Raw genomic sequence first — 25,069 nt, 5'->3', positions numbered from 1 at the left:
CTCAGTGCCGGTGCACCCGATTGGCGATGGCGTGGCCGACGAACAGGTAGACCACGGCGGCCAGTCCGTACCCGGCGACCACACGGGCCCACGCCGCGTCGAACGTGAACAGGTCGTAGGACCACCCCGCCAGCCAGCGCGCCGCGTCATGGATGAACTGCACGAAGTCGTTCGCGCGGTTGGCGTCCAGCAGGTACATGAGGATCCACAGGCCCAGGATGAGGGCCATGATGTCGGCGACGATCGCGATGACCGTGCCGGCCTGGTTCGCACCGTTGCGATATCGAGGGGACATGCCCTTCGGGTTGCCCTTGAACCCTGGATGAAACCCGGCCCGTCGCGGCGGCAGTTCAGGAATTGAGTTCGGCGAGGACCCGCAGGGTGTGCGCGTCGGGGGCGAGGGCGAGCAGGTCCGTCACCGGCCCCTTGCGCCACGACTCCAGCCGCTCGGCGATCCGTTCGCGCGGGCCGACCAGGGAGATCTCGTCGGCGAAGGCGTCCGGGACGGCGCGGACGGCCTCCTCGCGGCGGCCCTCCAGGAACAGCCGCTGGATGCGGCGGGCCTCCTCCTCGTACCCCATGCGCGCCATGAGGTCCGCGTGGAAGTTGCGGGCCGCGTGGCCCATGCCGCCGATGTAGAAGCCGAGCATGACCTTCACCGGGACCAGTCCCTCGGCGACGTCGTCGCAGACCCGCACCTGGGCCAGGGGCGCGACTACGAAGCCCTCCGGCAGGTCGGCCACCGCGTCCCCGTACGCGTCCGGCCTGTTCGGCGACCAGTAGAGCGGCAGCCAGCCGTCGGCGATCCGGGTCGTCTGGGCGACGTTCCTCGGTCCTTCGGCGCCGAGGAGGATCGGCAGATCGCGGCGGAGGGGATGGGTGATGGGCTTGAGGGCCTTGCCGAGCCCGGTGCCGTCCGGCCCGGTGTACGGGTGGGAGTGGAAACGCCCGTCGAGCGCCACCGGCGCCTCGCGCCGCAGCACCTGCCGTACGACGTCGACGTACTCGCGTGTGGCGGTCAACGGCGAGGCGGGGAACGGCCGTCCGTACCACCCCTCCACCACCTGCGGCCCCGACAGCCCCAGGCCGAGCATCACGCGCCCCCCGGAGAGGTGGTCGAGGGTCAGGGCGTGCATGGCGGTGGTGGTCGGGGAGCGGGCCGCCATCTGGGCAACGCCCGTACCGAGCCTGATCCTCGACGTCCGCGCGGCGATCCAGGTCAGCGGGGTGAAGGCGTCGGAACCCCAGGACTCCGCGGTCCACACGGAGTCATAGCCGAGCCGCTCGGCCTCCTGGGCGAGGGGGACGTGGTCCGCGGAGGGGCCGCGGCCCCAGTAGCCGAGTGCGAGCCCGAGCCGCATGCCGCCTCCTGACGGTACGTCAGATCCATGCCGTGGGCTTGCGACTGTACGACAACGGCCCCCCGCCGGGAAGGGCGAGGGGCCGTCGGGTACGACGTACGGGGCTCAGCCGCGCTGGATGCCCGAGGTGTCCTGGAGCACGCCACGGCGGCCGTCCTGCGTCTGCGCGACCAGGGCGGCGCCACGCTGCTCGACGGCCAGGTACCAGGTGCCCGGCGCGAGTTCGGCGATCGGCGTCTGCGAACCGTCCTCCGGGAACAGCGGACGCGGCACGGGCACGGCGAACCAGAACGGCGAGAAGTCCGCGGCCGGCGCGGGCGCCTGCGGCTGCTGCTGCCCGCCGAACGGCTGCCCCGGCTGCGGCTGTCCACCGTACGGCTGCTGCGGCTGCCCCGGCTGCTGGGCACCCGGGTAGCCGTAACCACCGGGCGGCTGGGCGCCGTACGGCTGGGGCGCGGCGGGGCTGGGGGCCGGCAGGAGAGCGGCCTGGAGGGCGGGGACGAGGGGGGTGGCGATGGCGCCGGCGGCGAGGAGGAGGGCGGCGATGAAGCCGAGGATCAGCCCGGCGGCGGCGCTGCCCCCCTCGGGGACGTCCACCAGCGTCCAGAACAGACTCCATGCGGAGAGAACCGCGAATGCCGTGCCGACTGTCCCGAGGTCCAGGCCGATGACCTTGCGCGGCTGCGGGAGGCAGTGGTTGACGACGATGAGGGCACCGCCGATGACCCCGCCCAGGTACATGCCGAAGCCGACGCCGAGGTTCTCCCAGGCGTTGGAGTTCAGCTCGAACCCTGCGGCGGAGTAGGTGTCGAGGAACGACGCGATGAACAGCAATACCGCTGCTCCGATCACCACGCCGTCGCCTCTAGTGAGGGAGCGGATATTCACTTCAGGAGGTCCTTCGTCAGTCGTCTCGTCATCGGCATCGCTGGAGGCGTCGCTGTCACCATGTCGCCGTCAGGCCCCGGTGTGAAGCGCAGGGGGTGGCCCCTCATCGTAGGGACGACCTTATCGTCCGACCGACGAGGGTGTCCGCCGGGATCAACCGCCGATCACTACCCGCGCAGGAAACTCACGATTCCCTCAGAGATCCCCCGCGCCGCCTTCTGTCGCCACGCGCCGTCGGTGAGCTGTGCCGCGTCCTTGCTGTCGCGCATGTTGCCGCATTCGATGAACACTTTGGGCACCGTTGAGAGATTGAGACCGCCCAGATCCTTGCGCGTGACCAGGCCGGTGCCGTCGCCGACGTAGTCGGAGGGGGCGCTGCCCGTGACGCGGACGAAGGAGCCGGCGATGCGCTCGCCGAGGTCGCGGGAGGGGCCGACGATCGGGCCGGTGTGCGCGGCGCCCTCGTCCACCTTGCCCGGGAGGATGACGTGGAATCCCCGTTGCCCGCTGCCCGCGCCGTCCGCGTGGATGGAGACGACGGCGTCGGCGTGCGCCTCGTTGCCGATACGGGCCCGCTCGTCCACGCACGGGCCCCACGGGCGGTCGCCGTCCTGGGTGAACTTCACGGTGGCGCCCTGCCGCTGGAGCAGGACGCGCAGCCGGTGGGCGACGTCCAGGGTGAACTCGGCCTCCGTGTAACCGTCGTTGGTGGAGGTGCCCGTCGTGTCGCACTCCTTCCGGTTGGTGCCGATGTCCACCTGGCGGTTGATGTCGGCCGTGTGCCGGAAGTTGCCGGGGTTGTGACCGGGGTCGACCACCACCACCTTGCCCTTGAGGGGGCCGGAGGTGCCGGGCGCCGAGGTCGAGTCGGCGGTTGGCGTGGGGCCCGGCGGTTTGTCGTCGGTCGTGGAGGCGTCGGTCGGCACCGAGCCCGACGGCCCCTGGGAGGACCGTACGGCCGCGCTGCCTGAGCCGCCTCCGTCGCCGGAACCGCCCACCGCCTCGTACATCACCCATCCGAGCAGGGCCCCCGGCACGAGGGCGGCGGCCGCGACGGTCAGGGCGCGGCGGCGACGGCGGCGGGGCTGGGAAGGATCGAAGTCCGGACCTACGTACGACACGCCTGACACCTTACGGGCCGACCACGGCCCGCGGCGGTACGCCACGGTCGAGGGCGGCGGCCGGAGTCCTCCCGTGGATCAGAACCCGGTGCCGGTCCGCCGCAGCACGCGCAGCGAGTCCGTCACCGACACCTCCGTGAACGCCCCGGACTCCAGAGCCCGCAGGTAGACGCGGTACGGCGCCTGCCCGGTGAACTCGTCCACGGGGTCCGGGAACACGTCGTGGATGACGAGCAGTCCGTCCTCGGCGACATGCGGGGCCCAGCCCTCGTAGTCGGCGTTCGCGTGCTCGTCGGTGTGGCCGCCGTCGATGAAGACCAGGCCGAGCGGGGAGTTCCAGACCTTCGCGACCTGCGGGGAGCGGCCGACCAGAGCCACGACGTGCTCCTCCAGGCCCGCCCTGTGCAGCGTGCGGCGGAACGTCGGCAGCGTGTCCATCAGGCCGATCTCGGGGTCGACCGTCTCCGGGTCGTGGTACTCCCAGCCCGGCTGCTGCTCCTCGCTGCCGCGGTGGTGGTCGACGGTGAGGGCCGTGACCCCGGTCTCGCGGGCGGCGTCGGCGAGCAGGATCGCGGAGCGCCCGCAGTACGTGCCGACCTCCAGCAGGGGCAGACCGAGCCGTCCGGCCTCGACGGCCGCCGCGTACAGGGCGAGCCCCTCGCCCGCGGGCATGAAGCCCTTCGCCGCCTCGAACGCGGCCAGGATCTCGGGCTTGGGGGCCGGGGCCATGCGGGTCCCTTTCGGTCGTACGAGCGTGTGGGCGCCCATCGTGCACCACACCCCCCGGCACGGTGAACGACGGGGGTGCGAGCGCGCGGGTGTCCGGCGCCGACCGTCTCCCCGGGCAGCGACGGGCCCACCTCGACCGAGCCGCCCTCACCCGTGTGCGTCGCCGACGAGGCGAGCGGGGCGTGGCCGTCGGCGCGGGCGGCCAGGACGTAGGCGCCCTCGGCGGGGACGGCGAGGGCGTAGCCGCCGTCCTCGGCGGAGAGGGCCGCGCCGGCCCGCCGGACCCGGCGGTCGATCAGGGTGACATCGGCACGGGCGACCGGGATGGCGGTGGCGTCCAGGACCCGGCCGCGGAACCGTGCAGTGCCTCCTCGGTGCGCTCCGGGCGTAGGCCCGTGGCAGGGGCGGCACTAGGCCCAAATCCCGATGCCGGAAGCGTCGGCGGTTGAGAGCATGACATCCATGCTCCGAGCCGCTGACGCCACCCGCACCTCCCGCCGTACCGCGCCACCCACCTGGCTGGTGGTGGCGCTCGCCTGCGCCGGGCAGTTCCTGGTCGTGCTCGACGTGTCCGTGGTGAACGTGGCACTGCCGTCGATGCGTGCCGACCTCGGGCTCAGCGCGCAGGGACTGCAGTGGGTGGTGAACGCCTACGCCATCGCCTTCGCCGGGTTCATGCTGCTCGGCGGGCGGGCCGGGGACCTCTACGGCCGCAAGCGGATGTTCCTCGTCGGGCTCTCCCTGTTCACCCTGGCCTCGCTGGCCGGCGGGCTGGCCCAGCAGGAGTGGCACCTGCTCGTGGCCCGGGCCGTGCAGGGACTGGGCGCCGCCGTGCTGGCGCCCTCGACGCTGACGATCCTGACCGCGGCGGTGCCGGAGGGGGCGGCGCGGGCACGGGCCATCGCGACCTGGACCGCGGTCGGTGCCGGGGGCGGCGCCGCGGGCGGGCTCGTCGGCGGGGTGCTGGTGGACGTGCTGTCGTGGCGCTGGGTGCTGCTGATCAACGTGCCGGTGGGCGCGGTGGTCCTGGCCGGTGCGGTGCTCTGGCTCGCGGAGAGCCGGGCCGAGGACGGGAACCGGCTGGACCTGCCGGGTGCCGTCCTGGTGACGGCCGGGCTGGCGACGCTCGCGTACGGCATCTCGCAGACCGAGGCCGAGGGCTGGACGGCGACGGCCACCGTCGTACCGCTGCTGGCCGGGCTCGTCCTGATCGGCGCCTTCCTCGCCGTCCAGGCGCGTACGGCGGCTCCGCTGATGCCGCTCGGGCTGCTGCGGCTGCGGTCGGTGTCGTCGGCGAACGTGGCGATGTTCCTGTCCGGGTCGGCGATGTTCTGCATGTGGTTCTTCATGACGCTGTACGCGCAGAACGTGCTCGGCTACACCCCGCTGGAGGCCGGTCTGGCCCTGGTGCCCAGCTCGCTGGCCGTGATCGTCGGCTCCAAGCTCGCCCCCCGGTTGATGCGGGCGATGGGCGTACGCCACGTGGCCGTGCTGGGCACCGTCGTGGCGGCCGTCGGCTTCGGCTGGCAGTCCACGCTGGACGTGACGGGCGCGTACCTGACGTCGATCATGGTGCCGGGCGTGCTGATGATGCTGGGCGCGGGCCTGGCGGCCACCCCGCTCGCCGCCCTGGCCACGTCCGGTGCCCGGCCGGGCGAGGCGGGGCTGGTCTCCGGACTGGTCAACACCTCGCGCACGATGGGCGGTTCGCTGGGTCTCGCGGTCATGTCGACGATCGCGGCGGCGCGTTCGCAAGGCGGCACGTCGCCGCAGGCGCTGACGGAGGGGTACGCCCTGGTCTTCCGTACGTCGACGGCGGTGCTCGTGGCGGGGGCGGTGCTGATGCTGCTGTGGCTGCCGAGGAGGACTTCGACGAACTGAGGCGACGGAGGCAACGGTCCGAGGGGCTCATGGACTCCTTTGAATATCTAGGAGGTGCCCATGGGGGATCGCAAGGCGGCTCGGGACTCGGAGTTCCAGAGCTTTGTCATCGGCCGCTGGCCGCGGCTGATGCGGACGGCATTTCTCCTCACGGGGGAGCAGCACGCCGCGGAGGACCTGGTCCAGTCGACGCTCGAACAGGTCTACGTGGCCTGGCGCAGGGTCGGCTCGGCCGACGACCCGGAGGCCTATGTGCGGCGCGTGATGATCAACGCGCACGCCCGCAGACACCGCAGGCGGCTCAAAGAGTTCCTCGCGCCCAAGGACGACTCCGGCCTGGTGCGCGAGGTGGCGGAGGCCGGTGACCGCATCGCTCAGGCCGAGGACCGCAGCACCTTGCTGACGGCTCTCGCGCAACTGCCCGCGCGGCAGCGGGAGGCGGTGGTCCTGCGGTACTGGGAGGACCTGACGGAGACGCAGACGGCGGAGGCGATGGGGTGCTCCGTCGGCGCGGTGAAGAGCAACGCGGCCAAGGGCATCGCGAAACTCCGCGCCATACCGGGACTGGCCGAGATGGTGACGCAGGGAGGGCGGACGCGATGAGCGGGCACCAGGAGACGAACCACGGCATGAGCAAGCACGACACGACCCACACGGACATCGCCTTCCTGCTCGCCGAAGCCGCGGACGAGGTCGAGGTCGGCATAGCCCCTTACGACGCGGTGCTCCGCGGCGGCCGCCGGCGCAGAACCCGCCGCTGGGCTGCGGCCACGGCGGCGGCCCTGGCGCTGGTGGGCTCGGCGACCACACTGGCCGTGGCGGGCATGCCGGGCGGCGACGGCGACCGCAGCCGGGGCTCCTCGGTGGCGACCAGCCCGCCGACGAGCCCGCCCGCCACCCCGGCGCCGGACGTGCGCACGCCCCAGCGGACCCTGCTCGCCGCCGGAACCGAGCGCGGCAAGGACTGGCGGGTCGACATCGACGTCTGGGAGGCACCCCGCGACGAACGGGAGGCCGAGGCCGAGCTGGCGGCGATGGTCGAGTTCGGGGGCGCCCCGTCGGACGTGAGCCAGGCCTCCGACCTGATCGGCAGAAGCTCGTACTCGGTGAGGTGGAGCTACGGCACCGTGGTGAGCAGCCCGACGCTGATCGAGGACGCGTTCACCGAGCAGGAGGCGATGTCCGGCAAGGACATCGAGACCGCAGCGGTCGCCCTGGAGCCCGGTTCCGAGGGGCCGAAGCGCCTGGTCGTCGGCAAGGTCGCCGTCACCGCGCAGCAGGTCACCTGCACCTGGAAGGACGGTACGACCACCGAGGTCCCCGTGGTCTCCCGGGCCCGCGACGTCAACAGCGACGACTTCGTGATCCGCCCGGTGGACGGTTCCCCGGTGAACTGGTTCGTGTGCCTCGCGCCGGAGGGCACGGCGTACGAGTCGGTGCGGGTGACGCAGTAGCGGTGGCGCGTCGGGGGCGGGGGCGGGGGCGCGGGGCGGCGGGACGGCGCGACTGCGCGGAACCGGTTTCCGAGGGAGCCGGTCTCCGGGGCGATCCCGGGTCCCGTCCACCGCCGCGGACACCCTGCCCGACGCAGCAGACCTGATGAAGCGTCAGAAGCCTTCACAAGTGTGCTGCGCTCGGCTATACAAAGGGCGCCGGACTGGAACGCGTTCTAGAACGGCCCGTGACGACCTCGGTGCGGCCGACGGTGCGGACAGCCGTACCGGGGTCTTTCGGTCCCCAAGAGCCTTCAGGAGCCCCATGCCCATCGACGCCGCCAAGGCCGTTGCAGCGCAGCCCCGGACGGGCGAGATCACCTGGAACGCCAAGGACGTGCAGCTCTACCACCTCGGAATCGGCGCGGGCACCCCGGCGACCGACCCCGACGAACTGCGCTACACGCTTGAGTCCCGCCTGCACGTCCTGCCCAGCTTCGCCACCGTCGCCGGCTCCGGATCGCCCGGGGTGATCAGCGGTCTGTCCATGCCCGGTGTCGAGGTGGACCTCGCCAAGGTCCTGCACGGCGGCCAGTCGCTGACCGTCCACCGTCCCATCCCGGTGCGGGGCAAGGCGACCGCCACTTCTCGCATCGCCGCTGTCCACGACAAGGGCAAGGCCGCCGTCCTCGTCATGCGCACCGAAGTCGCCGACCCCGACGGGCCGTTGTGGACGAACGACGCCCAGATCTTCGTAAGGGGAGAAGGAGGGTGGGGCGGCGACCGCGGCCCGTCCGCCCGTCTCGAACCCCCCGTCGGTGAGCCCGACCGGGTCGTCGAGCGGTCGATCCGCGAGGACCAGGCCCTGCTCTACCGCCTCTCCGGCGACCTGAACCCGCTGCACGCCGACCCCGAGTTCGCCAAGGTCGCCGGGTTCGAACGGCCCATCCTGCACGGACTGTGCACCTACGGCATCACGCTCAAGGCGGTCGTCGACACGCTGCTCGGCGGTGATGTGACCCGGGTGCGGTCCTACGCCACCCGGTTCGCCGGGGTCGTGTATCCCGGGGAGACCCTGCGCATCCGCACATGGTCGTCGCAGGGCGCCGTGCGGGTCGCGGTGAGCGCGGTCGAGCGGGACGACGCGCCCGTCCTCGCCGACACCGTCGTCGAACACACCTGAGTCCACACCGCCGTACGAGGGGAGCCGCACCATGCGAGCAGCCGTACTGCACGAGATCGGCCAGGACAAGCTCGACGTCCTCGACGACGTCGAGGCGGTGGGCTTCGGGCCCGGCAGGGTGAGGGTCCGGGTGCGGGCGACCGGGCTGTGCCACTCGGATCTGTCCGCCATGGCGGGCGTGCTGCCCCAGCCGGCACCCTTCGTGCCCGGTCACGAGGGCGCGGGCGAGATCCTGGAGGTCGGGGAGGGCGTACACCATCTGAAGCCCGGCGACCGGGTCGTCGTCTGCTGGCTCCCCGCCTGCGGCGCCTGCCCCGCCTGCAGGCGCGGCCAGACCCAGCTGTGCCTGGCCGGGTTCATGAACGCCGGAACCCCCAACTTCAAGCGCCCGGCAGGCGACCTCTTCGGCTTCGCCGGCACCGGCACCTTCGCCGAGGAGGTCGTGGTCGACGCGGGCTGCGCGGTGCCCGTCCCCGACGACGTCCCCTTCGACATCGCCGCCCTCATCGGCTGCGGCGTGACCACCGGGCTCGGTGCCGCGCTCAACACCGCCGAGGTGGAGGCCGGTTCGTCCGTCGCCGTCATCGGCTGCGGCGGCGTCGGTGTCTCCGCGATCCAGGGGGCCCGGCTCAAGGGCGCCGCCGAGATCGTCGCCGTCGACCCGGTCCCCGCACGCCGCGAGTCCGCGCTGAGGTTCGGCGCCACCAAGGCGGTGTCACCGGACGAACTGCCCGCCGCCAAGCAGGAGATCACCGCGGGCGAGGGCTTCGACTACGTCTTCGAGGTCGTCGGCAGGTCCGCCACCGCCCGTACGGCCTACGAGAACACCCGGCGCGGCGGCACCCTCGTCATCGTCGGCGCCGGAGCCATGGACGACTTCCTCCAGCTCAACATGTTCGAGCTGTTCTTCGACGAGAAGCGGATCCTGCCGTCCATGTACGGAGGCGGCGACGTCCTGCGCTCCTACGAGCGGACCATCGCGCTGTGGCGGGCGGGCCGCATCGACCTCGCGGCACTGATCACCCACCGTGTGCCGCTGGCCGGCATCAACGAGGCGCTCGACCAGATGCGCACGGGCACGGCGCTGCGCACCTGCATCGAGATCTGACGGCGAGGGGGGCGTATGTCACTGCCACTGGAGGGCCTGTCCGCGATCGTCACCGGCGCCGGCCGGGGGCTCGGCCGGGCGGAGGCGCTGGAACTCGCCCGGCTCGGCGCGGCCGTCGTCGTCAACGACTACGGGCAGCCCGGCAGGGACGGCTCGGGCGCGGCCTCCACCGGGCCCGCGCAGGAGGTCGCGGCCGAGATCCGCGAGGCGGGCGGCAAGGCGCTCGCCCACACCGGGGACGTCGCCGACTTCCGGCAGGCCCGGGAGCTGGTGGAGTCGGCGATCAGCGAGTTCGGCAAGCTGGACATCCTGATCAACAACGCCGGCATCCTGCGTGACCGCATGGTCTTCTCGATGTCGGAGGGGGAGTGGGACTCGGTGATCCGGGTCCACCTCAAGGGCCACTTCAACACCACCCGCTTCGCCGCCGCGCACTGGCGCGAGCGGTCCAAGGCGGCGCAGGGCCCGGTGTACGGGCGGATCGTGAACACCTCGTCGGAGGCGTTCCTCGCCGGCTCCGCCGGACAGCCCAACTACGCCGCGGCAAAGGGCGGCATCGTCGGGCTCACCACCTCCACGGCACTCGCGCTCGCCAAGTACGGCGTCACCGCCAACGCCATCTGCCCGCGCGCCCGCACCCGGATGACCGAGGACGTCTTCGCGGGCTTCGAGCAGCCGGCCGACGGCCTCGACCCGCTCGCCCCCGAGCATGTCGCGCCGCTCGTCGGCTATCTGGCCTCACCGGCCGCAGGGCGGATCAACGGCCAGCTGCTCGTCGTACACGGCGGCATGGTGGCGGTCGTCGAACGGCCGCGGGTGCGGGCCAAGTTCGACAGCAAGCAGGAGACCTTCACCTACGACGAGCTCGACGCGCTCCTCACCCCGCACTACGCCGAGCGGCCGCGGGGGGAGACGTTCGCGGCGGCGGAAGTGCTGGCGCTGAAGCGGGACTGACACGGGAACGGCCCCGTCCCCCGTGAGGGACAGGGCCGTACACCGTTCTCGCTGCCCGGCGTTCAGGCCGCGGTCTCGATCTCCTCGACCGGCTTGCGGTGACGGCCACGAGGGGCCGTCTCGCTGTCCTGGACCGAGACCGGACCCCGGTGCCTGCCGTGCCCGGCGGCCTCCTGGACGTCCGACGACGGCTGGGTCGTGCTCGCGTTGCTCATCGGTAAAGCTCACCCCGTCAAAACATGATCTTTCAAACAGCCGGGCGAGTTTAACCGGCCCACCACGGGCCGAATCCAGGCGGCCACGCCAACCGCCACTAGTTCGTTACAAGACCGCCCAAGGGGGCTTGCTGCAGCGGCACGGGACGGGGCGTGACAGGACGCGGAGGGTCCGTTTCCGCCGCCCGGGACGACGCCGACAGCGGCCCCGGTTCCAGCCCTTCCCTCGGCGCACCCCCCGGCCCTTGCGGTCTTTGCCCCCGCGATTCCGCCGGCCTTTCCCCCTGCGATTCCTCCGGCCTTCCCCCCGGCCCTTCCGCCGGCCTTTCCCCCTGTCTTTCCTCCGGCCGTCGCGCCGGCCATTCCTCCGGCTGTCGCGCCGGCCATTCCTCCGGTCTCCATCCGGTCCAGGCCGCTTCGGCCGCCACCACCGCCTCCCCGGCGGCCTCCCCAGCGGCCTCCCCGACCCGAGCCACCCCGCACCGCACCTGCGCCGTCGAGTACGGCAGTTGGAGCACCCCGTCGGACGTCCACAACCCGGAACCCGCCAACCACCCCTCGGGCGCCGCGAGATGACGTACCCGCCGCTCGGCGGGCCGCCACACCCCGACCCAGCTGCCGACCGGCCCGTCGATGCGCAGGGCCACCCCGCAGTGCTCCGGGGTCAGCACCTGCCCGGGCTGGATCGCGAACGGCGTCACCGCGCACTCGGGCATCCGCAGGCACTCCGGGAAGCGCACCGGCAACGCACTGCCCAGCACGCCCCAGCCCAGCCGCGCCCGTCCCGGCGAGGGCGCGTCCGACCCGATCAGCAGCAGTCCGCTGTCCGGGTCGGCGAGCAGCAGCCGGTCGTCGCTGTCGGCGGCGATCTGCAGCAGCGGCGACACCTCGCCGGCCCGCTCCAGATCGACCACGACGGCCTTCGTACGGCCCTCGAACTCCCGTTCCAGGGCCAGTATCCGCCCGCTCCGGTCCAGCCACACCCCACCCGAGCAGCGCCCCGGGACCTCCGCGGCGCGCTCCGGCCCGAAGGTGCCCCCCGCCACCAGCCACACCGTGCTGGAGTGCCGGCCCACCGCGAGGGCGTACGCCTTGTCGCCGCCCGGCGCCGGGGGCAGCATCCGCATCCGGGTCCCGTCCTCGGGGCACTGGACCGCGCCGAGCGGCAGTTCACCAGTGCCGGGACCGGTCGGGTAGAGCAGTGAGAAGACATGGCGTCCGTCGGTGCGGCGCCGGATCAGGACCCGGCCGTCACCCATGGGGTGCACCTCGGTGCCGGGCTCCTCCGGCTGGTTGGCGGGCAGCGGCACGGCGTAGGGCTCGGGGCCGTCCAGGGTCCAGCGCTCCGGGAACCAGCAGTCGCCGTCCAGCGCGAGGCGGGCGGCGTAGGAGCCGTCCGCAGTGATCGTGCATCCCGCCCGAGGCGCATCGCCGTCCTCACGCTCCGCCGCGGACTCGATAGCACAGGCCGTCATGGTCCGGTCACCTCCAGTGACGAAGCTAGTTTTCGCACGCACAGACGTGGGATCGCCAGGCCTCCCCTTCACACAAAGGGGTGGCCCAGGAACGATTCGCCTGAGGAAAGGGGGCGATTGTGCTGAGCGGGCCGCGGGCGGCGCCGGCCGACCGCCGCGTCACTCCCGCGAAGATCACCGCAAGCGATCGCCGCGGCCGACCACCACGGCCGATCACAGAGGGCGACGACGGCCATCGGCCAGGCCCGGCGAGAGCGGCGCCGGTTCAGGCGCAAAGAGGGGACAGGTAGCCTGTTCCTCGTGCCCCGTCTGTCAGAAGTCATCGCCGCGCTGGACAACCTGTGGCCCGCCGAGCGGGCCGAGTCCTGGGACGCGGTCGGCACCGTCGTGGGCGACCCCGACCAGGAGGTCTCCCGGGTCCTGTTCGCCGTCGACCCGGTCCAGGAGATCGTGGACGAGGCGGTGAAGCTGGGCGCCGACCTGCTGGTCACCCACCACCCGCTCTACCTGCGCGGTACGACGACGGTGGCGGCCTCCACCTTCAAGGGCCGGGTCGTCCACACGCTGATCAAGAACGACATCGCGCTGCACGTGGCACACACCAACGCGGACACCGCCGACCCGGGCGTCAGCGACGCGCTGGCCGGCGCACTGGACCTGCGCGTCGTACGACCGCTGGTGCCCGACCCGTCCGACCCGGCGGGCCGCAGGGGCCTGGGCCGCGTCTGCGAGCTCGACCACCCCGTGACCGTCCGCGAACTCGCCGCCCGCGCCGCCGAACGGCTGCCCGCCACCGCACAGGGCATCCGCGTGGCCGGCGACCCGGAGGCGACGGTCCGCACCGTCGCCGTCAGCGGCGGCTCCGGCGACAGCCTCTTCGACCAGGTGCGGGCGGCGGGCGTCGACGCCTTCCTCACCGCGGACCTGCGCCACCACCCCGCCTCCGAGGCCGTGGCCCACAGCCCGCTCGCCCTGCTCGACGCGGCGCACTGGGCCACCGAGTGGCCCTGGTGCGAGCTGGCCGCCGCCCAGCTCGACGAGATCTCCGACCGGCACGGATGGGACCTGCGCGTCCACGTCTCGAAGACGGTCACCGACCCCTGGACCGCCCACGCGGCGTCCTCAACCACGGATACATCTGGAGCCCCCAACTGAACGCCGCGCCCGCCGACCAGATCCGACTCCTCGACCTCCAGGCCCTCGACGTCCGCCTCCAGCAGCTCGCGCACAGGCGCAGGTCGCTGCCCGAGCACGCCGAGATCGAGGGGCTGACCAAGGACCACACCCAGCTGCGCGACCTGCTCGTGGCCGCGCAGACCGAGGAGAGCGACTGCGCCCGCGAGCAGACCAAGGCCGAGCAGGACGTGGACCAGGTGCGCCAGCGCGCCGCCCGCGACCAGAAGCGCCTGGACTCCGGCGCCGTCACCTCCCCGAAGGACCTGGAGAGCCTCCAGCACGAGATCGTCTCCCTCGCCAAGCGCCAGAGCGACCTGGAGGACGTCGTCCTGGAGGTCATGGAGCGCCGCGAGTCCGCCCAGGAGCGGGTCGCCGAGCTGACCGAGCGGGTCGGTGCCGTCCAGGGCAAGGTCGACGACGCGACCGCCCGCCGGGACGCCGCGTTCGAGGAGATCGACGGCGAGGTGGCGACGGTGACGAAGGAGCGCGAGGTCATCGCCGGCGCCATCCCGGCCGACCTGCTGGGGCTCTACGACAAGCTGCGCGGCCAGCAGGGCGGCATCGGCGCGGCCAAGCTGTACCAGCGCACCTGCCAGGGCTGCCGCCAGGAACTCGCCATCACCGAGCTGAACGAGATCCGCAAGGCGGCGCCGGACACGGTGGTGCGGTGCGAGAACTGCCGCCGGATCCTGGTCCGTACGGCCGAGTCGGGCCTGTAGGAGCCGGGTCGGTGCGGGAGTTCATCGTCGAGGCCGACGGCGGGTCACGGGGCAACCCGGGGCCCGCGGGCTACGGTGCCGTGGTGATCGACGCGGCCACCGGTCAGACGCTGGCCGAGACGGCCGAGTACATCGGTCTCGCCACCAACAACGTGGCCGAGTACCGGGGCCTGCTCGCGGGCCTGCGCGCCGCGCATGCCCTCGACCCCGCGGCCAGGATCCACGTCCGGATGGACTCCAAGCTGGTCGTCGAGCAGATGTCGGGCCGCTGGAAGATCAAGCACCCCGACATGAAGCCGCTGGCCTTCGAGGCGGCACGGGTCTTCCCGGCCCCTCAGGTGACGTACGAGTGGATCCCGAGGGAGCAGAACAAGCACGCCGACCGGCTGGCCAACGAGGCGATGGACGCCGGGAAGCGTGGCGAGCAGTGGTCGGCGGCCGCTTCCACGGCGGAGTCGGCGGCGGCTGACGCCAGGGCCGCGAGGTCCGCCGCCGGACCCGAACCGTCAGATCCGTCCGGGCCGCCCGCGGACGCCGCCGCGGGCGCGGAGCGGGCCCGCGCGGCCCTGGCGGAGGGCCGGGCCTCGGTCGCCCCCTCCGCTCCCTCCGCTCCTTACGTCGATACCCCTACGTCGACCGCCACCGCGACCGCGAACGGGACCGCGACCACGACCGCGACCACCGCGGACGGTGCCAGGGCCGAGGCCGACACCCGGGCCGCCCGCACCGTCGCCACTCCCTCCGCCGGCTGGGCCCCCGCCGACATGGGCACCCCGGCCACCTTCGTCCTGCTGCGGCACGGCGAAACGCCCCTCACCCCTCAGAAGCGCTTCTCCGGCAGCGGCGGTACCGACCCCTCCCTCTCCGCCATCGGCCGGGAACAGGCCGAGAAGGTCGGTGCCGCCCTCGCCAAGCGCGGCACCGTCCAGGCCATCGTGTCGTCGCCGCTCGCCCGCACCCGGGAGACCGCCGGCATCGTCGCCGCCCGCCTCGGCCTGGAGGTGACCGTGGACGACGGCCTGCGCGAGACCGACTTCGGCGCCTGGGAGGGGCTCACCTTCGGCGAGGTCCGCGAGCGCCACCCGGACGACCTGACCGCCTGGCTCGCCGACCCCGAGGCGTGCCCCACCGGCGGCGGTGAGAGCTTCGCGCAGACCGCCACCCGTATCGCCGCCACCCGGGACAAGCTGACCGCCGCGTACGCCGGCCGCACGGTCCTCCTCGTCACGCACGTCACGCCGATCAAGACGCTCGTACGCCTCGCCCTGGGCGCCCCGCCCGAGTCCCTGTTCCGCATGGAACTCTCGGCGGCCTCACTGTCGGCGGTGGCGTACTACGCGGACGGCAACGCGAGCGTACGGCTCCTCAACGACACGTCACACCTGCGCGCCTGAGCCTTCGAGGCAGGCCGCCTCCCGCGCCAGCGCCTCCACCCGTCCCCAGTCCCGCGCCGCCACCGCGTCCGCCGGGGCCATCCAACTCCCGCCGACGCAACCGACGTTGGGCAGCGCGAGATAGTCGGGCGCCGACGCCGGCCCGATCCCGCCCGTCGGACAGAACCGGGCCTGCGGCAACGGCCCGTACAACGACCTGAGATACGCCGTGCCCCCCGCCGGTTCGGCCGGGAAGAACTTCATCTCGCGCACCCCGCGCTCCAGCAGCGCCACGACCTCAGACGTGGTCGAGACCCCCGGCAGGTACGGCACCCCGGACCCCCGCATGGCGTCCAGCAGTACGTCCGTCCAGCCGGGGCTCACCAGGAACCGCGCCCCCGCCGCCACCGCCCGCCCCACCTGGTCCGCAGTGATCACCGTGCCCGCCCCGACGACCGCGTCCGGCACCGCGTCCGCGACGGCCCGGATCGCCTCCAGCGCGTGAGGCGTCCGCAGGGTCACCTCGATCGCGGGCAGCCCACCCGCCACCAGCGCCCTGGCGAGCGGTACGGCATCGGCGGGGGCGTCGACCGCCACCACGGGAACGACGCGCGCGAGATCCAGGACCGAGGTCATGGCCTCATCCTGCCGAGGGTGAGCACCCTGCGCAAAGACCGTTGCACGGAATGCAACTCCTACTTGCAACGCCCTGTCATGACCCCCTACCCCGCCGTCAGTGGACCTCGGTCACCAGCACATCCAGCGTCCACGCCTTCCCGGCCTTCGCGGGCACCTCCACCTCGACCTCGTACCCGAGGTCCCGCAGCGCCTCGACCAGCTCCGCAGGACCCGCCGGAGCGGCCCCGGCCGTCAGCAGACTCCGTACGATCCGCCCCTTGGTCGCCTTGTTGAAGTGGCTGACGACCTTGCGCGTCGGCGCGTGCAGCACCCGTACCGTCGCCGTCCGCCCGGCCACCTCGCCCTTGGGCTTCCACGCCGCGGCGTAGGCCGACGACCGCAGATCGAGCACGAGCCCGTCCCCGGCGGCCTCGGGCAGCACCTCCGCCATCGGCGTCCGCCAATACGCGCCGAGCGCCCCGAGCCCGGGCAGCTTCACACCCATCGAGCAGCGGTAGGAGGGGATCCTGTCGTTGACCCCGATGGCCCCCCACAAGCCGGAGAACACCAGCAGCGAACGCCCCGCCCGGCGCTTCGCCGCCGTGTCCAGGGACGCCAGGTCGAGCGCGTCGTACAGCACCCCGGTGTAGATCTCCCCGGCGGGCCGCGCCCCCGCGCTCCGCAGCCCGGCGTTCTTGGCGACCTCGCCGCGCAGCCCCTCGCTCAGCCCGAGCATCTCCCGCGCCTTCTCCTCGTCGCCGCCGCACAGCTCGACCAGCTCGCCCAGCACGGCCTCACGGGCCCCGGTGAGCCCGGGCAGCGACAGCGACTCCAGCTTCAGGCAGGCACCCCGGCCCGACGAGGCCTTGCCTTCGGAAGGGGGCAGCAGGACAAGCACAGGTACTCCTTCGATCGAACTCCGCCACAGGGTACGGCGTGCCCCCGAGCGACCCTCGCCCTACGGGGCCGTATGCCCCGCCGTCCCCTTCACGGTGTGCTTCGCGCTCCCCCGAGCGACTGCCCCTCGCCCCCACCACGCCCCGGCATGCCGGCCGTGGCCTCCCGGATCTCCGTCACCACGCGGTCCGCGTCGTCGGCATGGAAGCGGACGAGGCGGACGTCACTCCGGCGCCCGAGGAAGGAGAAGCAGGGGACGGGCTCGGCGAGTTCGAGCGTGACGGAGGTCTGCGAGCCCACGGCGACGTCGAGCTCCCCGTCGGCCCGCTCATGGGTGGTACGCAGCTCACGCCGCACGCTCGCGATCTTCTCCAGCGGTACGCGAAGGTCGAGGTGGACGCCACGCCGGACGCGCAGGATGCCGGAGCCGAGCACATGCGGCCGTACGACGCAGGCGGCGTGCAGTCCGACGAGGAGCACGACGGTGTACACGTCGAGCGCCAGCCACACCCGGCGCACGGCCGGGAAGTCCCGCAGCAGCACCGACATGGTCAGCGACTCGATCACGCACACGAAGGCGAAGCCGAACATCATCGGCCCCTGCCCGCGCGCATAGCCGAAGGCGAGCCCGCCCTCCGGGACGTGCCGGCGCCGGACCGCCCACAGCCCCAGGCAGACCAGTAGCCGCAGTTCATGTCGCACGAGCGCGCGTACGACCCTCATGGCCGCCCCTCGCCCGGGGCCCGCGTCAGGATCCGCAGGGCACGGCGGATCGCCTCCGCCTGCGCCGGGGCGAAGTCGGCGTAGAAAGCACGCAGGAAGCTGCTGTCCTGGTCGATGTCCGCCTCCGTGAGCAGTTCCCGCGGGATCAGCCCGGCGAGCAGCCGGGCCGCCTCGGTCACGCGCGGGTCGTCGGACTCGGCGTCGGCGAGGTCGTCGAGCAGCGCGTACGCCTCGTGCGCCCGGGCCACCGCGTCCGGACTCCCGAGGGCCCCGCTCCACAGGGACGTCAACTGCTCCCGGACCTCCGGCGACGCCGCCTGATCCAGCAGCGCGAGGATCTCCCGGTCCTTGGCGGCCATGGGGGAGTCCGACAGCGGCGACGTCCGCGCGAACAGCTCACTCAGCTCCGCCGACACGGGCCCCTCGGCAGACAGGGCGCCCTCCGTCTCCAGCAGCGCCCGCAGCCGGGCCCGCCGCTCCCGGATCGCCGCCTCCTGCCGGGCGAGGTCCTCGTCCAGCTCGGTGAGCACTTCGACCAGATCCTTCCCGGCGTCCTCGGCCAGCACGTCCCGCACTTCCGCGAGCCCCAGCCCCAGCTCGGTCAGCCGCCGGATCCGGGCGAGGACGACGGCGTGCCGCAGGGTGTAGTCCCGGTAGCCGTTCGGGCGCCGCTCGGGTTCGGGCAGCAGCCCCTGATGGTGGTAATGCCGCACGGTCCGCGTGGTGACGCCGACGGCGGCGGCGAGTTCTCCGATCCGCATGGGATCAGTAGAGACGTTGACGCTGCGTGAGGGTCAAGCCCGTGTGATCGGTGCGGGCGACGGCCGCCCCCCGCAGGCCGGTAACATGGTCCACACGGCAGACGAGCCGGGCGGACGGCCGCGTGGAGTCCCCTTGACGGGGGCTTCCCGAGGAACGTCCGGGCTCCACAGGGCAGGGTGGTGGCTAACGGCCACCCGGGGTGACCCGCGGGACAGTGCCACAGAAAGCAAACCGCCGGGGGCTTCGGCCCTCGGTAAGGGTGAAACGGTGGTGTAAGAGACCACCAGTGCCTGGGGTGACTCAGGCAGCTAGGTAAACCCCACCCGGAGCAAGGTCAAGAGGGAGCACCTCGGTGCTCCTGCGCGGACGTTCGAGGGCTGCCCGCCCGAGTCCGCGGGTAGACCGCACGAGGCCGGCGGCAACGCCGGCCCTAGATGGATGGCCGTCGCCCAGGGCTCCGCGAGGAACCCTGGGAACAGAACCCGGCGTACAGCCCGACTCGTCTGCCGCTACCTGCGGCTTTTGCCTCGGCAAGTGCCCCTGATCCGGGGCGGACTCCCTTTCCGATCGTTCGGGGGCTTGCCGCGTCGCGCGGCGGAAGCGGCCATGTCCCGTCCTCTGACGTACGCGAGCGCGCCGCAGAAGAGCCCCTTCTATTGATCATCGTCATCGATGGGTTCGGGCTCCCGGGTGTAAGCCAGGTCGAGGACGTAGCGTTCGGTGACGGGGCAGTTGTTCCAGGCTGCGGTGAGCTGGTCTTCGGGGGAGTCGTCGGCGATCTGGTCGAGGGTGGTGTTGTAGTAGTCGGCTGACGCTTGGCGGTTCTGCCACCAGGCGTGGCCTTCGTAGACGCCGGGGCGGGGCAGGGTGATCTCGTCGGCGGGTCCGCGGTCGAGTTGGCCGATGACCAGGATGCCTGTTTCGGATTCGAGGCTGACGTCGGTGTGGCCTTCGGCCTCGGCGGGCGGGGCGGGTGGGGAGTCCCAGATGCGGATCCTCATCTGGACTTTCATGTCCGGTTGCAGGCTGAGGAGGTACAGGTGGTAGCCGTTGCCGGCCACCACCTGTGTCTCTGCGGCGTCCATGGCTGCTTCGTCGCCGAGGTACGCGTCTGCGTCGTAGACCTCCAGCAGGCGGCGACCGGGGGTGGCGGTGACGTTGTGTTCGACGAGAAGCGCCATGGTCAGTGATGTCTTCCTGCTAGTTGGTGATCTTCACGTTGGCGCCCTCGGTAGGTATCGGTTGAACCCAAATGTCTTCCGTGCTAGCGACATAGTCGACGCGTCGACTGCCGTCGTATGCGAAGCCGAGGACCCATTGGCCGAACTTGAGGCGGCCGAGGGCGGTAGTGCCCCTGACGTCCCGCAGGATCAGGTCGAAGAGATGCTTCTGGCAACTCTCGCCCCCAAGATTGACGAAATCCATGGGGTCACCCCCCGACCGGGCCGATGGCGTCGTCAGAGTGCGTCCACCGCGCTCACCTTCCAGCCCTCGTCCGTGCGGCTCATCGTCATCCGTACCCGGTTCAGGTCCAGGCGCGAGCCCGAGACCTGCGTGCTCTCGGTGACCTGGTTGACGAAGAGCAGGACCACGACCTGGTCCGGGGAGGCCGAGACGACGGATGCCGCCGGGGTGCCGCCGGAGCCGGGGGCGGCGACCGTTGCCTTCACCGTGCCGCGGTACTTCTCGGCCGTCGGGCCGACCACGGTCTTCGTGGTCTTGGCGTACTCGTCGCGGAAGTCGCCGGTCAGGTGGGAGCGCGCGCGGGTGAAGTCGCGGTCCAGGGTGCGGTAGTCGTAGGACAGGACTTTCGGGGCCGCCGTCCGCGCGGCCGCGAGAGCCTCGGAACGGGCGGTCTCCGTCCGGTGTGCTTCGCGGTACTGCCAACCCACCACGGCGGCGGCGACCAGGCCGGCGACGAGGAGGACGCCGAGCAGCGCGGTCCACGGGCGGCGTCGGCCGGGGCGGCCCCCGGTCCCGGGCGGCTCCTCTTCGAAGGACTCCGGTTCGTCGAAGGACTCCGGTTCATCGAAGGGCTCCGGTTCGTCGAAGGACTCCGGTTCATCGAAGGGCAGCGGCTCCTCGAAGGAGTCCGGTGACGGCTCCGGTGGGTCCTCCCAGCCGTTCCTCGGGGCCTCTATGAGGATGGTGCGGCCGACGACCGCGGGCTCGGGGGCCGGGTCCGTTCCGCGGTGGCGTTCCGCGCGCTTGGCCGCCGCACGCGCCGCTGCCGTCATGGTGCGGGTGGTCGCCTTCGGCATGGTCGTACTCCTTGATCGTGCTTGTCAGCCGACGAACTCGACGTCCGACGTGAGCCAGCGGCCGTCCCGGTGCACCAGGTCCAGCTGGAGGCGGTAGGTGCGCGCCTCGCCCTGAGGCACCGCCGTGTTCGTCACCTTGCTGTCGGCCACCACCAGGACTCGGGCCGAGTCGGCGTCGGAGCGGACGATGCCCGCCTCCAGGACCTGGCCCTCCGACACCGACTTGTTCCGGGCCACCAACTGCGTCAACTGCTTCGTCTGGGCCGCGAACTGCTTCTTGAAGTCGCCGGTCGCGCCTGCCAGGACGTTCGCGCTGTCGCGGGCGTAGTGGCGGTGGTCGAGGGAGGTGAAGTTCAGGGCCGACTGGCGGGCCGCGGACAGGATGTCCTGGCGGCGCCGGTCCGTCTCGTGCTGGGCGAGAAGACCGAGGGTCAGCCAGATCGTCAGTGCCGTGGTGAGGACCGTCACCGCGATCAGTCCCACCGTCACCGCCCTGGAGCTCAGTGCGCTCCTCATGCCATCGGGCCGACTAGCAGCCATTGCCACGACTCCTTTCCGAACACGGCCCGCTGGCCGCCCGTCGAGCCGATCTCGACGTTGCTTCCGTCCGGGCCGGTGGTGGTGCCGGTCTCCGGGTCGTACGGGGTGACGTGCGCTGTCCGCCGGGGGCCGCCGTGGGCGGTCGACGCACCGGGGGCGTTCTGCGCGCCCCGCACCGATGACTCGCTCCCGCGCGGCAGCGTGCAGCGGGCCCGCGTGTTCGCCTCGCGGGTGCTGGTGTCCGCGGGGTCCCGGCGCGCCGTGCCGTACCCCTGCGTGCAGGCCGGGGGGTCGTCGGCGTTCAGCACCATGCCGAAGTGGGTCGTGCCGTCGCCCGGGACCACCGTGTAGCTGCCCGCCACCATCACCGGGAAGGTGACCAGTGCCTGTTCCACGCCGGGCAGGCGTGCCAGCGTCACCTGGCCGCCGCTGATCAGGTTCGCCAGCAGGACCGACAGCTCGGGGCCCGCCGACTTCAGCAGGGAGTTCACCTCCTGTGCCGCCGGCCGGGCGTTGCCGATCAGCTTGCGCAGGTCACCGTCGCTCGCCTTCAACTGGGCGGTGAGCGCCGCCAGGTCGGCCGCGAAGGACTTGATCGACGAACCCTGGTCCGCCTGGGTCTTCAGGACCTTGCGGGAGTCCTCGATCAGCGCGATCGTCTCCGGGAGCGCCTCGGACGCCGACTCGACCAGGTCGTTGCCGGAGTCGACCAGGCGGCTCAGGTTCGGGCCGGTTCCCGCGAAGGCCTCGCCCAGTTCGTCGACGGTCACCCGGAGGTCCTTCTTGCCGACCGAGTTCACCAGGCGGTCGAGGCTCAGGACCAGGTCCGTCGTCGGCAGCGGGACGCGGGTGTTGCGGCGCGGGATGCTGCTGCCGTCGAGGAGGTACGGGCCGTCGGACGTGCGGGGCTGCAGGTCGACGTACTGCTCGCCGACCGCCGAGCGGTTCGCCACGACGGCAAGGGTGTCCGCGGGGATGTCGGGCGCCCCGTCCCGGATGTCGAGGGCGATCGAGACCCCGTCCCCGCCCGCCAGGCGCAGCGCGCCGACCCTGCCCACCGGCACCCCGCGGTACGTCACCTCCGCGCCGGTGAAGACGCCCCCGGAGTCGGGGAAGTCCGCGCGGACCGTGTAGCCGCGGTCCAGGACCTCGTCGACCAGTCCGGTGTACTCGGCGCCCACGTAGGACACGCCGACCGCGGTGAGGGTGGCGAAGGCCAGCAGTTGGACCTTGACCGTACGGGTGATCACGGCTGGACCCCCTTCAGCATCATCTCGGCGAGTTCGAGGTCGATCCCCTCGGGCCAGTCGCCGCTCCCAGGCGCGTAACCGGCCGTGCACACCGGCGGGCACAGCAGGTCACCGCCGCCCCCGGACGGGACGGAAGGAGACGGGCGCACGTTCGGGCCGTTCGGCAGTGCCGTGGGCGCCGGTACGCCCGGCAGCTCCGGGAGGTCCGGTACGTCCGGCAGTTCGGGGGTCTCGGGAAGTTCGGGTTCCTGGGTCTCCCCGTCCCGGCCCCCCTCGCCCGGCTTCTTCGTCAAGTTGCCGTAGATGCCGGCCAGATCGAGGTCGGCGGTGATGTGCAGGTTGACGTAGTCACCCTTGATCGCGTCCACCGCGTTGCGTGGGAACGGGTAGGTCGTCAGCAGCTCCAGGGAGTCGGGCAGGTCGTCGCCCGCCTTGTTGAGCTGCTGCAGGATCGGACGGAGCTGCTTGAGGTTGGCGACGGTGTCGTCGTGCGAGGCGTCGACCACCTTGGTGCCCGTGCGGCCGAGCTCGGACAGGGCCGTCAGCATCCTCGTCAGGTCGCGCCGCTGGTCGGCCAGGACCTTGAGGGCCGGGGGCATCTCCTCCACCGCCTCGGCGATGGTCTCCTTCTCCTTGCCGAGACGCTCGGCGAGCCGGTCCACGGCCTTCAGTGCCCGGACGATGTCCTTCTTCTGTGCGTCCAGACCGCCCAGGAACGTGTCGAGCTCCTTCAGCAGTGACCGGACGCGGTTCTCCCGTCCCTCCAGCGCCTTGTTCAGCTCCACCGTGATCGTCTTCAGCTGGGCCACCCCGCCGCCGTTCAGCAGCGCGGACAGGGCCGACAGCACCTCCTCGATCTCCGGGTTGCGGCCGCTGCGGGACAGGGGGATCACGTCGCCCTCGGTCAGGCGGCCCACCGGGGGCGTGCCTGTCGGCCTCGACAGCGCCACGTACTTCTCGCCGAGCATGCTGGTCTGCCGGAGTTCGGCGATCGCGTTCGCCGGCAGCTTCACCGAGTCGGCGACCCTGAGGTGCACGCGCGCGTGCCAGCCGTTCAGCTCCACCCTCTCGACCGCGCCGACCGTCACGTCGTCGACCTTCACCGCCGACTGCGGCACCAGGTCCAGGACGTCTCGGAACTCAACGGTGACGTGGTACGCGTCGCCGTCCGCCGCGGCGCCGCCCGGCAGCCGCACGTCGTACCAGCCGTTGACCTCGCAGCCGGTCAGCAGCAGTGCGCCGACCGCCGTCCAAGCCGCCGCCCCGCCCTTGCGCAGCCCTCTCATGCCCTCGCCCCCAGGATGCCGCCGAGCGTGCGGTCGACCGTGCCCGTGACCGCCGTGCCGCCCCGCGGCACCTCCGGCAGGGAGTCGAACAGCTTCCTCAGCTCGGCGCAGTCGGGGTTCGTGCCGCCCTCGTCCCCGGTCGTCCGGAGGATCGAGCACAGCAGCGACGCCGGGTCCTGCGCCTGATCGGCGTTGTTGCGGGTGTCGAGGGTGCCGGCCGACGGGTTGTAGGCGTTGTTGAGGTTCGACAGACCGGCCGGGGCCACCGCCAACAGCTCCTCCAGCGCGGCGCGCTGGGTGACGAGCACCTTGGTCACTTTGCTCAGACCCTCCACGTTCGAGGTCAGCGCCTTCTTGTTCCGCTTCACGAAGGCCGACACGTCACCGAGCGCCGTGCCCAGGTTCTTCAGCGCCGCCGCCAACTCCTCGCGCTCACCGGCCAGTTGCTCGGCGACCTTCGCGAGGCTGCTGTTGAACGACCGCACACTCTTGTCGTCGGCCGCCAGCGCCGCTGTGAAGACCTGGAGGTTGCGGATCGTGCCGAACAGGTCCGTGCGGCCGTCGGAGAGGGTGGTGACCGCCTTCGAGAGGTCCTCGACCGTCCGGTGGAGGTTCTTGCCCTGGCCGTCCAGGTTGTCCGCGCTCACGCCGAGCAGCCGGGACAGGGCGCCGTCCTTGTTGGCGCCGTCCGGTCCGAGGGCCTCGGCCGTGGTGTGCAGGCTGTCGAAGACGCGGTCCAGTTCGACGGGGACGGCAGTGCGCGACTCGGGGATCTCGTCCCCGGTCCGCAGCACCGGACCGCTGCCCCGGTACACCGGCAGCAGCTGAACGTAACGGTCGCTGACCACCGAGGAGTTGATGATCGCCGCCTGTGCGTCCGCCGGGACTTCGCGGTCGGCGTCGTACTCCAGCTCGACCCGCACCCGGCCGCCCTCCGGCGTGATCGAGACGACCTCGCCGATCCTGACTCCCAGGACGCGGACGTCCGAGCCGGGGTAGATGCCGACCGTGCGCGGGAAGTAGGCGGTGACGCGGACCGGTTCGGGGCGCGGCCAGAGGACGTAGGTAAGGGCGGCGACGAGGGTGAGCGCCATCAGCACGGCCGCGCGCTTCTTC

At 72.1% G+C, this 25,069-nt stretch carries 27 protein-coding genes, 1 other RNA gene and 1 pseudogene; 10 read left to right on the top strand and 19 right to left on the bottom strand.

Annotated features, from left to right (window positions below; translation table 11 throughout):
* Position 1 precedes the first annotated feature (1 nt).
* From ACFYNL_RS08015 to ACFYNL_RS07990, 6 genes and pseudogenes are all read right to left on the bottom strand, one after another.
* Positions 2-295 carry a hypothetical protein gene (locus ACFYNL_RS08015; protein ID WP_388798431.1) on the bottom strand — a complete coding sequence of 98 codons (294 nt, stop codon included), beginning with the start codon at positions 293-295 and terminating at the stop codon, positions 2-4.
* A 55-nt stretch (positions 296-350) separates the two neighbouring features.
* Complete coding sequence (locus ACFYNL_RS08010; RefSeq protein WP_388798428.1) at positions 351-1,361, bottom strand: LLM class F420-dependent oxidoreductase; 1,011 nt, start codon at positions 1,359-1,361, stop codon at positions 351-353.
* 105 nt (positions 1,362-1,466) lie between these two features.
* Positions 1,467-2,216, bottom strand: coding sequence for a hypothetical protein (locus ACFYNL_RS08005; RefSeq protein WP_388798425.1), 750 nt, complete (start codon positions 2,214-2,216; stop codon positions 1,467-1,469).
* 200 nt (positions 2,217-2,416) lie between these two features.
* Positions 2,417-3,370 (bottom strand): N-acetylmuramoyl-L-alanine amidase, encoded by a 954-nt coding sequence (locus ACFYNL_RS08000; RefSeq protein ID WP_388798422.1) that lies wholly within the window; start codon positions 3,368-3,370, stop codon positions 2,417-2,419.
* A 78-nt stretch (positions 3,371-3,448) separates the two neighbouring features.
* Positions 3,449-4,099 (bottom strand): class I SAM-dependent methyltransferase, encoded by a 651-nt coding sequence (locus ACFYNL_RS07995; protein WP_388798419.1) that lies wholly within the window; start codon positions 4,097-4,099, stop codon positions 3,449-3,451.
* A gap of 95 nt (positions 4,100-4,194) precedes the next feature.
* Positions 4,195-4,481 (bottom strand): annotated as a pseudogene (locus tag ACFYNL_RS07990) (carboxypeptidase-like regulatory domain-containing protein); the annotation flags it as partial.
* Positions 4,482-4,552: 71 nt separating this feature from the next.
* Between ACFYNL_RS07990 and ACFYNL_RS07985 the strand changes: the two are divergent.
* From ACFYNL_RS07985 to ACFYNL_RS07960, 6 genes are all read left to right on the top strand, one after another.
* Complete coding sequence (locus tag ACFYNL_RS07985) at positions 4,553-5,980, top strand: MFS transporter (RefSeq protein ID WP_388798416.1); 1,428 nt, start codon at positions 4,553-4,555, stop codon at positions 5,978-5,980.
* Between the two features lie 60 nt (positions 5,981-6,040).
* Entirely contained in the window at positions 6,041-6,583 is a 543-nt protein-coding gene (locus ACFYNL_RS07980) for a SigE family RNA polymerase sigma factor (protein WP_388798413.1), read from the top strand.
* Complete coding sequence (locus tag ACFYNL_RS07975) at positions 6,580-7,434, top strand: hypothetical protein (RefSeq protein ID WP_388798410.1); 855 nt, start codon at positions 6,580-6,582, stop codon at positions 7,432-7,434. Before ACFYNL_RS07980 ends, ACFYNL_RS07975 begins: the two co-directional genes overlap by 4 nt.
* Before the next feature lie 304 nt (positions 7,435-7,738).
* On the top strand, positions 7,739-8,596 hold the full coding sequence (locus ACFYNL_RS07970) for a MaoC/PaaZ C-terminal domain-containing protein (RefSeq protein ID WP_388798407.1): 858 nt from the start codon (positions 7,739-7,741) through the stop codon (positions 8,594-8,596).
* Positions 8,597-8,627: 31 nt separating this feature from the next.
* Positions 8,628-9,704 carry a Zn-dependent alcohol dehydrogenase gene (locus ACFYNL_RS07965; RefSeq protein ID WP_388798404.1) on the top strand — a complete coding sequence of 359 codons (1,077 nt, stop codon included), beginning with the start codon at positions 8,628-8,630 and terminating at the stop codon, positions 9,702-9,704.
* Positions 9,705-9,719: 15 nt separating this feature from the next.
* A complete protein-coding gene (locus ACFYNL_RS07960; RefSeq protein ID WP_388798401.1) occupies positions 9,720-10,658 on the top strand; it encodes a 3-oxoacyl-ACP reductase in 939 nt (312 codons plus the stop codon).
* A 62-nt stretch (positions 10,659-10,720) separates the two neighbouring features.
* Here ACFYNL_RS07960 and ACFYNL_RS07955 read toward each other — a convergent pair whose 3' ends face one another.
* Entirely contained in the window at positions 10,721-10,873 is a 153-nt protein-coding gene (locus ACFYNL_RS07955) for a hypothetical protein (RefSeq protein ID WP_388798398.1), read from the bottom strand.
* A 98-nt stretch (positions 10,874-10,971) separates the two neighbouring features.
* Positions 10,972-12,348 carry a hypothetical protein gene (locus tag ACFYNL_RS07950; protein ID WP_388798395.1) on the bottom strand — a complete coding sequence of 459 codons (1,377 nt, stop codon included), beginning with the start codon at positions 12,346-12,348 and terminating at the stop codon, positions 10,972-10,974.
* Between the two features lie 300 nt (positions 12,349-12,648).
* Here ACFYNL_RS07950 and ACFYNL_RS07945 point away from each other — a divergent pair, with 300 nt between their 5' ends.
* Genes ACFYNL_RS07945 through ACFYNL_RS07935 form a run of 3 tightly spaced genes read left to right on the top strand, consistent with a single transcriptional unit; the run spans position 12,649 to position 15,637 of the window.
* Positions 12,649-13,503, top strand: coding sequence for a Nif3-like dinuclear metal center hexameric protein (locus ACFYNL_RS07945; protein ID WP_388798392.1), 855 nt, complete (start codon positions 12,649-12,651; stop codon positions 13,501-13,503).
* Entirely contained in the window at positions 13,500-14,243 is a 744-nt protein-coding gene (locus ACFYNL_RS07940) for a zinc ribbon domain-containing protein (RefSeq protein WP_388800517.1), read from the top strand. Before ACFYNL_RS07945 ends, ACFYNL_RS07940 begins: the two co-directional genes overlap by 4 nt.
* A gap of 11 nt (positions 14,244-14,254) precedes the next feature.
* Positions 14,255-15,637, top strand: coding sequence for a bifunctional RNase H/acid phosphatase (locus ACFYNL_RS07935; RefSeq protein ID WP_388798389.1), 1,383 nt, complete (start codon positions 14,255-14,257; stop codon positions 15,635-15,637).
* On the opposite strand, the gene eda is transcribed toward ACFYNL_RS07935, so the two are convergent.
* From eda to ACFYNL_RS07915, 4 genes are all read right to left on the bottom strand, one after another.
* Positions 15,620-16,252: a bifunctional 4-hydroxy-2-oxoglutarate aldolase/2-dehydro-3-deoxy-phosphogluconate aldolase gene (gene eda / locus ACFYNL_RS07930; protein WP_388798386.1), complete on the bottom strand. Its 633-nt coding sequence runs from the start codon at positions 16,250-16,252 to the stop codon at positions 15,620-15,622. The two genes, ACFYNL_RS07935 and eda, sit on opposite strands and share 18 nt — an antisense overlap.
* Positions 16,253-16,349: 97 nt before the next feature.
* Positions 16,350-17,132 (bottom strand): peroxide stress protein YaaA, encoded by a 783-nt coding sequence (gene yaaA / locus ACFYNL_RS07925; RefSeq protein ID WP_388798383.1) that lies wholly within the window; start codon positions 17,130-17,132, stop codon positions 16,350-16,352.
* Between the two features lie 89 nt (positions 17,133-17,221).
* Complete coding sequence (locus ACFYNL_RS07920) at positions 17,222-17,854, bottom strand: hypothetical protein (protein ID WP_388798380.1); 633 nt, start codon at positions 17,852-17,854, stop codon at positions 17,222-17,224.
* Positions 17,851-18,615 carry a MerR family transcriptional regulator gene (locus ACFYNL_RS07915; RefSeq protein WP_388798377.1) on the bottom strand — a complete coding sequence of 255 codons (765 nt, stop codon included), beginning with the start codon at positions 18,613-18,615 and terminating at the stop codon, positions 17,851-17,853. The genes ACFYNL_RS07920 and ACFYNL_RS07915 overlap by 4 nt, the downstream gene beginning before the upstream one ends.
* 102 nt (positions 18,616-18,717) lie before the next feature.
* Here ACFYNL_RS07915 and rnpB point away from each other — a divergent pair.
* Positions 18,718-19,122: RNase P RNA component class A (gene rnpB / locus ACFYNL_RS07910), an RNA gene on the top strand.
* A 147-nt stretch (positions 19,123-19,269) separates the two neighbouring features.
* On the opposite strand, the gene ACFYNL_RS07905 is transcribed toward rnpB, so the two are convergent.
* The 7 genes from ACFYNL_RS07905 to ACFYNL_RS07875 are packed head-to-tail and all read right to left on the bottom strand — an operon-like array spanning position 19,270 to position 25,047.
* On the bottom strand, positions 19,270-19,797 hold the full coding sequence (locus ACFYNL_RS07905) for a hypothetical protein (RefSeq protein WP_388798374.1): 528 nt from the start codon (positions 19,795-19,797) through the stop codon (positions 19,270-19,272).
* A gap of 19 nt (positions 19,798-19,816) precedes the next feature.
* Positions 19,817-20,041, bottom strand: coding sequence for a hypothetical protein (locus ACFYNL_RS07900; protein WP_388798371.1), 225 nt, complete (start codon positions 20,039-20,041; stop codon positions 19,817-19,819).
* A gap of 32 nt (positions 20,042-20,073) precedes the next feature.
* Positions 20,074-20,877 (bottom strand): hypothetical protein, encoded by an 804-nt coding sequence (locus tag ACFYNL_RS07895; RefSeq protein WP_388798369.1) that lies wholly within the window; start codon positions 20,875-20,877, stop codon positions 20,074-20,076.
* A 24-nt stretch (positions 20,878-20,901) separates the two neighbouring features.
* The gene (locus ACFYNL_RS07890) at positions 20,902-21,393 is read right to left on the bottom strand and encodes a hypothetical protein (protein ID WP_388798366.1); all 492 of its coding nucleotides are present in this window, start codon (positions 21,391-21,393) and stop codon (positions 20,902-20,904) included.
* Positions 21,390-22,667, bottom strand: coding sequence for an MCE family protein (locus ACFYNL_RS07885; RefSeq protein WP_388798362.1), 1,278 nt, complete (start codon positions 22,665-22,667; stop codon positions 21,390-21,392). The genes ACFYNL_RS07890 and ACFYNL_RS07885 overlap by 4 nt, the downstream gene beginning before the upstream one ends.
* On the bottom strand, positions 22,664-23,953 hold the full coding sequence (locus tag ACFYNL_RS07880; RefSeq protein WP_388798359.1) for an MCE family protein: 1,290 nt from the start codon (positions 23,951-23,953) through the stop codon (positions 22,664-22,666). The genes ACFYNL_RS07885 and ACFYNL_RS07880 overlap by 4 nt, the downstream gene beginning before the upstream one ends.
* Positions 23,950-25,047 carry an MCE family protein gene (locus ACFYNL_RS07875; protein WP_388800514.1) on the bottom strand — a complete coding sequence of 366 codons (1,098 nt, stop codon included), beginning with the start codon at positions 25,045-25,047 and terminating at the stop codon, positions 23,950-23,952. The genes ACFYNL_RS07880 and ACFYNL_RS07875 overlap by 4 nt, the downstream gene beginning before the upstream one ends.
* Positions 25,048-25,069: the final 22 nt, after the last annotated feature.

This window comes from Streptomyces sp. NPDC007808 (genome assembly GCF_042868655.1).
Lineage (GTDB): Bacteria > Actinomycetota > Actinomycetes > Streptomycetales > Streptomycetaceae > Streptomyces.
The sequence above is the reverse complement of the archived record's forward strand: the minus strand, read 5'-3'. Positions and strand labels throughout refer to the sequence as shown.

Coding starts and splice junctions, on each gene's coding strand:
- ACFYNL_RS08015 (WP_388798431.1), bottom strand. CDS start 295: ATGTCCCCTCGATATCGCAACGGTGCGAACCAGGCCGGCACGGTCATC.
- ACFYNL_RS08010 (WP_388798428.1), bottom strand. CDS start 1,361: ATGCGGCTCGGGCTCGCACTCGGCTACTGGGGCCGCGGCCCCTCCGCG.
- ACFYNL_RS07995 (WP_388798419.1), bottom strand. CDS start 4,099: ATGGCCCCGGCCCCCAAGCCCGAGATCCTGGCCGCGTTCGAGGCGGCG.
- ACFYNL_RS07985 (WP_388798416.1), top strand. CDS start 4,553: ATGACATCCATGCTCCGAGCCGCTGACGCCACCCGCACCTCCCGCCGT.
- ACFYNL_RS07980 (WP_388798413.1), top strand. CDS start 6,041: ATGGGGGATCGCAAGGCGGCTCGGGACTCGGAGTTCCAGAGCTTTGTC.
- ACFYNL_RS07975 (WP_388798410.1), top strand. CDS start 6,580: ATGAGCGGGCACCAGGAGACGAACCACGGCATGAGCAAGCACGACACG.
- ACFYNL_RS07970 (WP_388798407.1), top strand. CDS start 7,739: ATGCCCATCGACGCCGCCAAGGCCGTTGCAGCGCAGCCCCGGACGGGC.
- ACFYNL_RS07965 (WP_388798404.1), top strand. CDS start 8,628: ATGCGAGCAGCCGTACTGCACGAGATCGGCCAGGACAAGCTCGACGTC.
- ACFYNL_RS07960 (WP_388798401.1), top strand. CDS start 9,720: ATGTCACTGCCACTGGAGGGCCTGTCCGCGATCGTCACCGGCGCCGGC.
- ACFYNL_RS07955 (WP_388798398.1), bottom strand. CDS start 10,873: ATGAGCAACGCGAGCACGACCCAGCCGTCGTCGGACGTCCAGGAGGCC.
- ACFYNL_RS07950 (WP_388798395.1), bottom strand. CDS start 12,348: ATGACGGCCTGTGCTATCGAGTCCGCGGCGGAGCGTGAGGACGGCGAT.
- eda (WP_388798386.1), bottom strand. CDS start 16,252: ATGACCTCGGTCCTGGATCTCGCGCGCGTCGTTCCCGTGGTGGCGGTC.
- ACFYNL_RS07920 (WP_388798380.1), bottom strand. CDS start 17,854: ATGAGGGTCGTACGCGCGCTCGTGCGACATGAACTGCGGCTACTGGTC.
- ACFYNL_RS07915 (WP_388798377.1), bottom strand. CDS start 18,615: ATGCGGATCGGAGAACTCGCCGCCGCCGTCGGCGTCACCACGCGGACC.
- ACFYNL_RS07905 (WP_388798374.1), bottom strand. CDS start 19,797: ATGGCGCTTCTCGTCGAACACAACGTCACCGCCACCCCCGGTCGCCGC.
- ACFYNL_RS07900 (WP_388798371.1), bottom strand. CDS start 20,041: ATGGATTTCGTCAATCTTGGGGGCGAGAGTTGCCAGAAGCATCTCTTC.
- ACFYNL_RS07895 (WP_388798369.1), bottom strand. CDS start 20,877: ATGCCGAAGGCGACCACCCGCACCATGACGGCAGCGGCGCGTGCGGCG.
- ACFYNL_RS07890 (WP_388798366.1), bottom strand. CDS start 21,393: ATGAGGAGCGCACTGAGCTCCAGGGCGGTGACGGTGGGACTGATCGCG.
- ACFYNL_RS07880 (WP_388798359.1), bottom strand. CDS start 23,953: ATGAGAGGGCTGCGCAAGGGCGGGGCGGCGGCTTGGACGGCGGTCGGC.
- ACFYNL_RS07875 (WP_388800514.1), bottom strand. CDS start 25,047: ATGGCGCTCACCCTCGTCGCCGCCCTTACCTACGTCCTCTGGCCGCGC.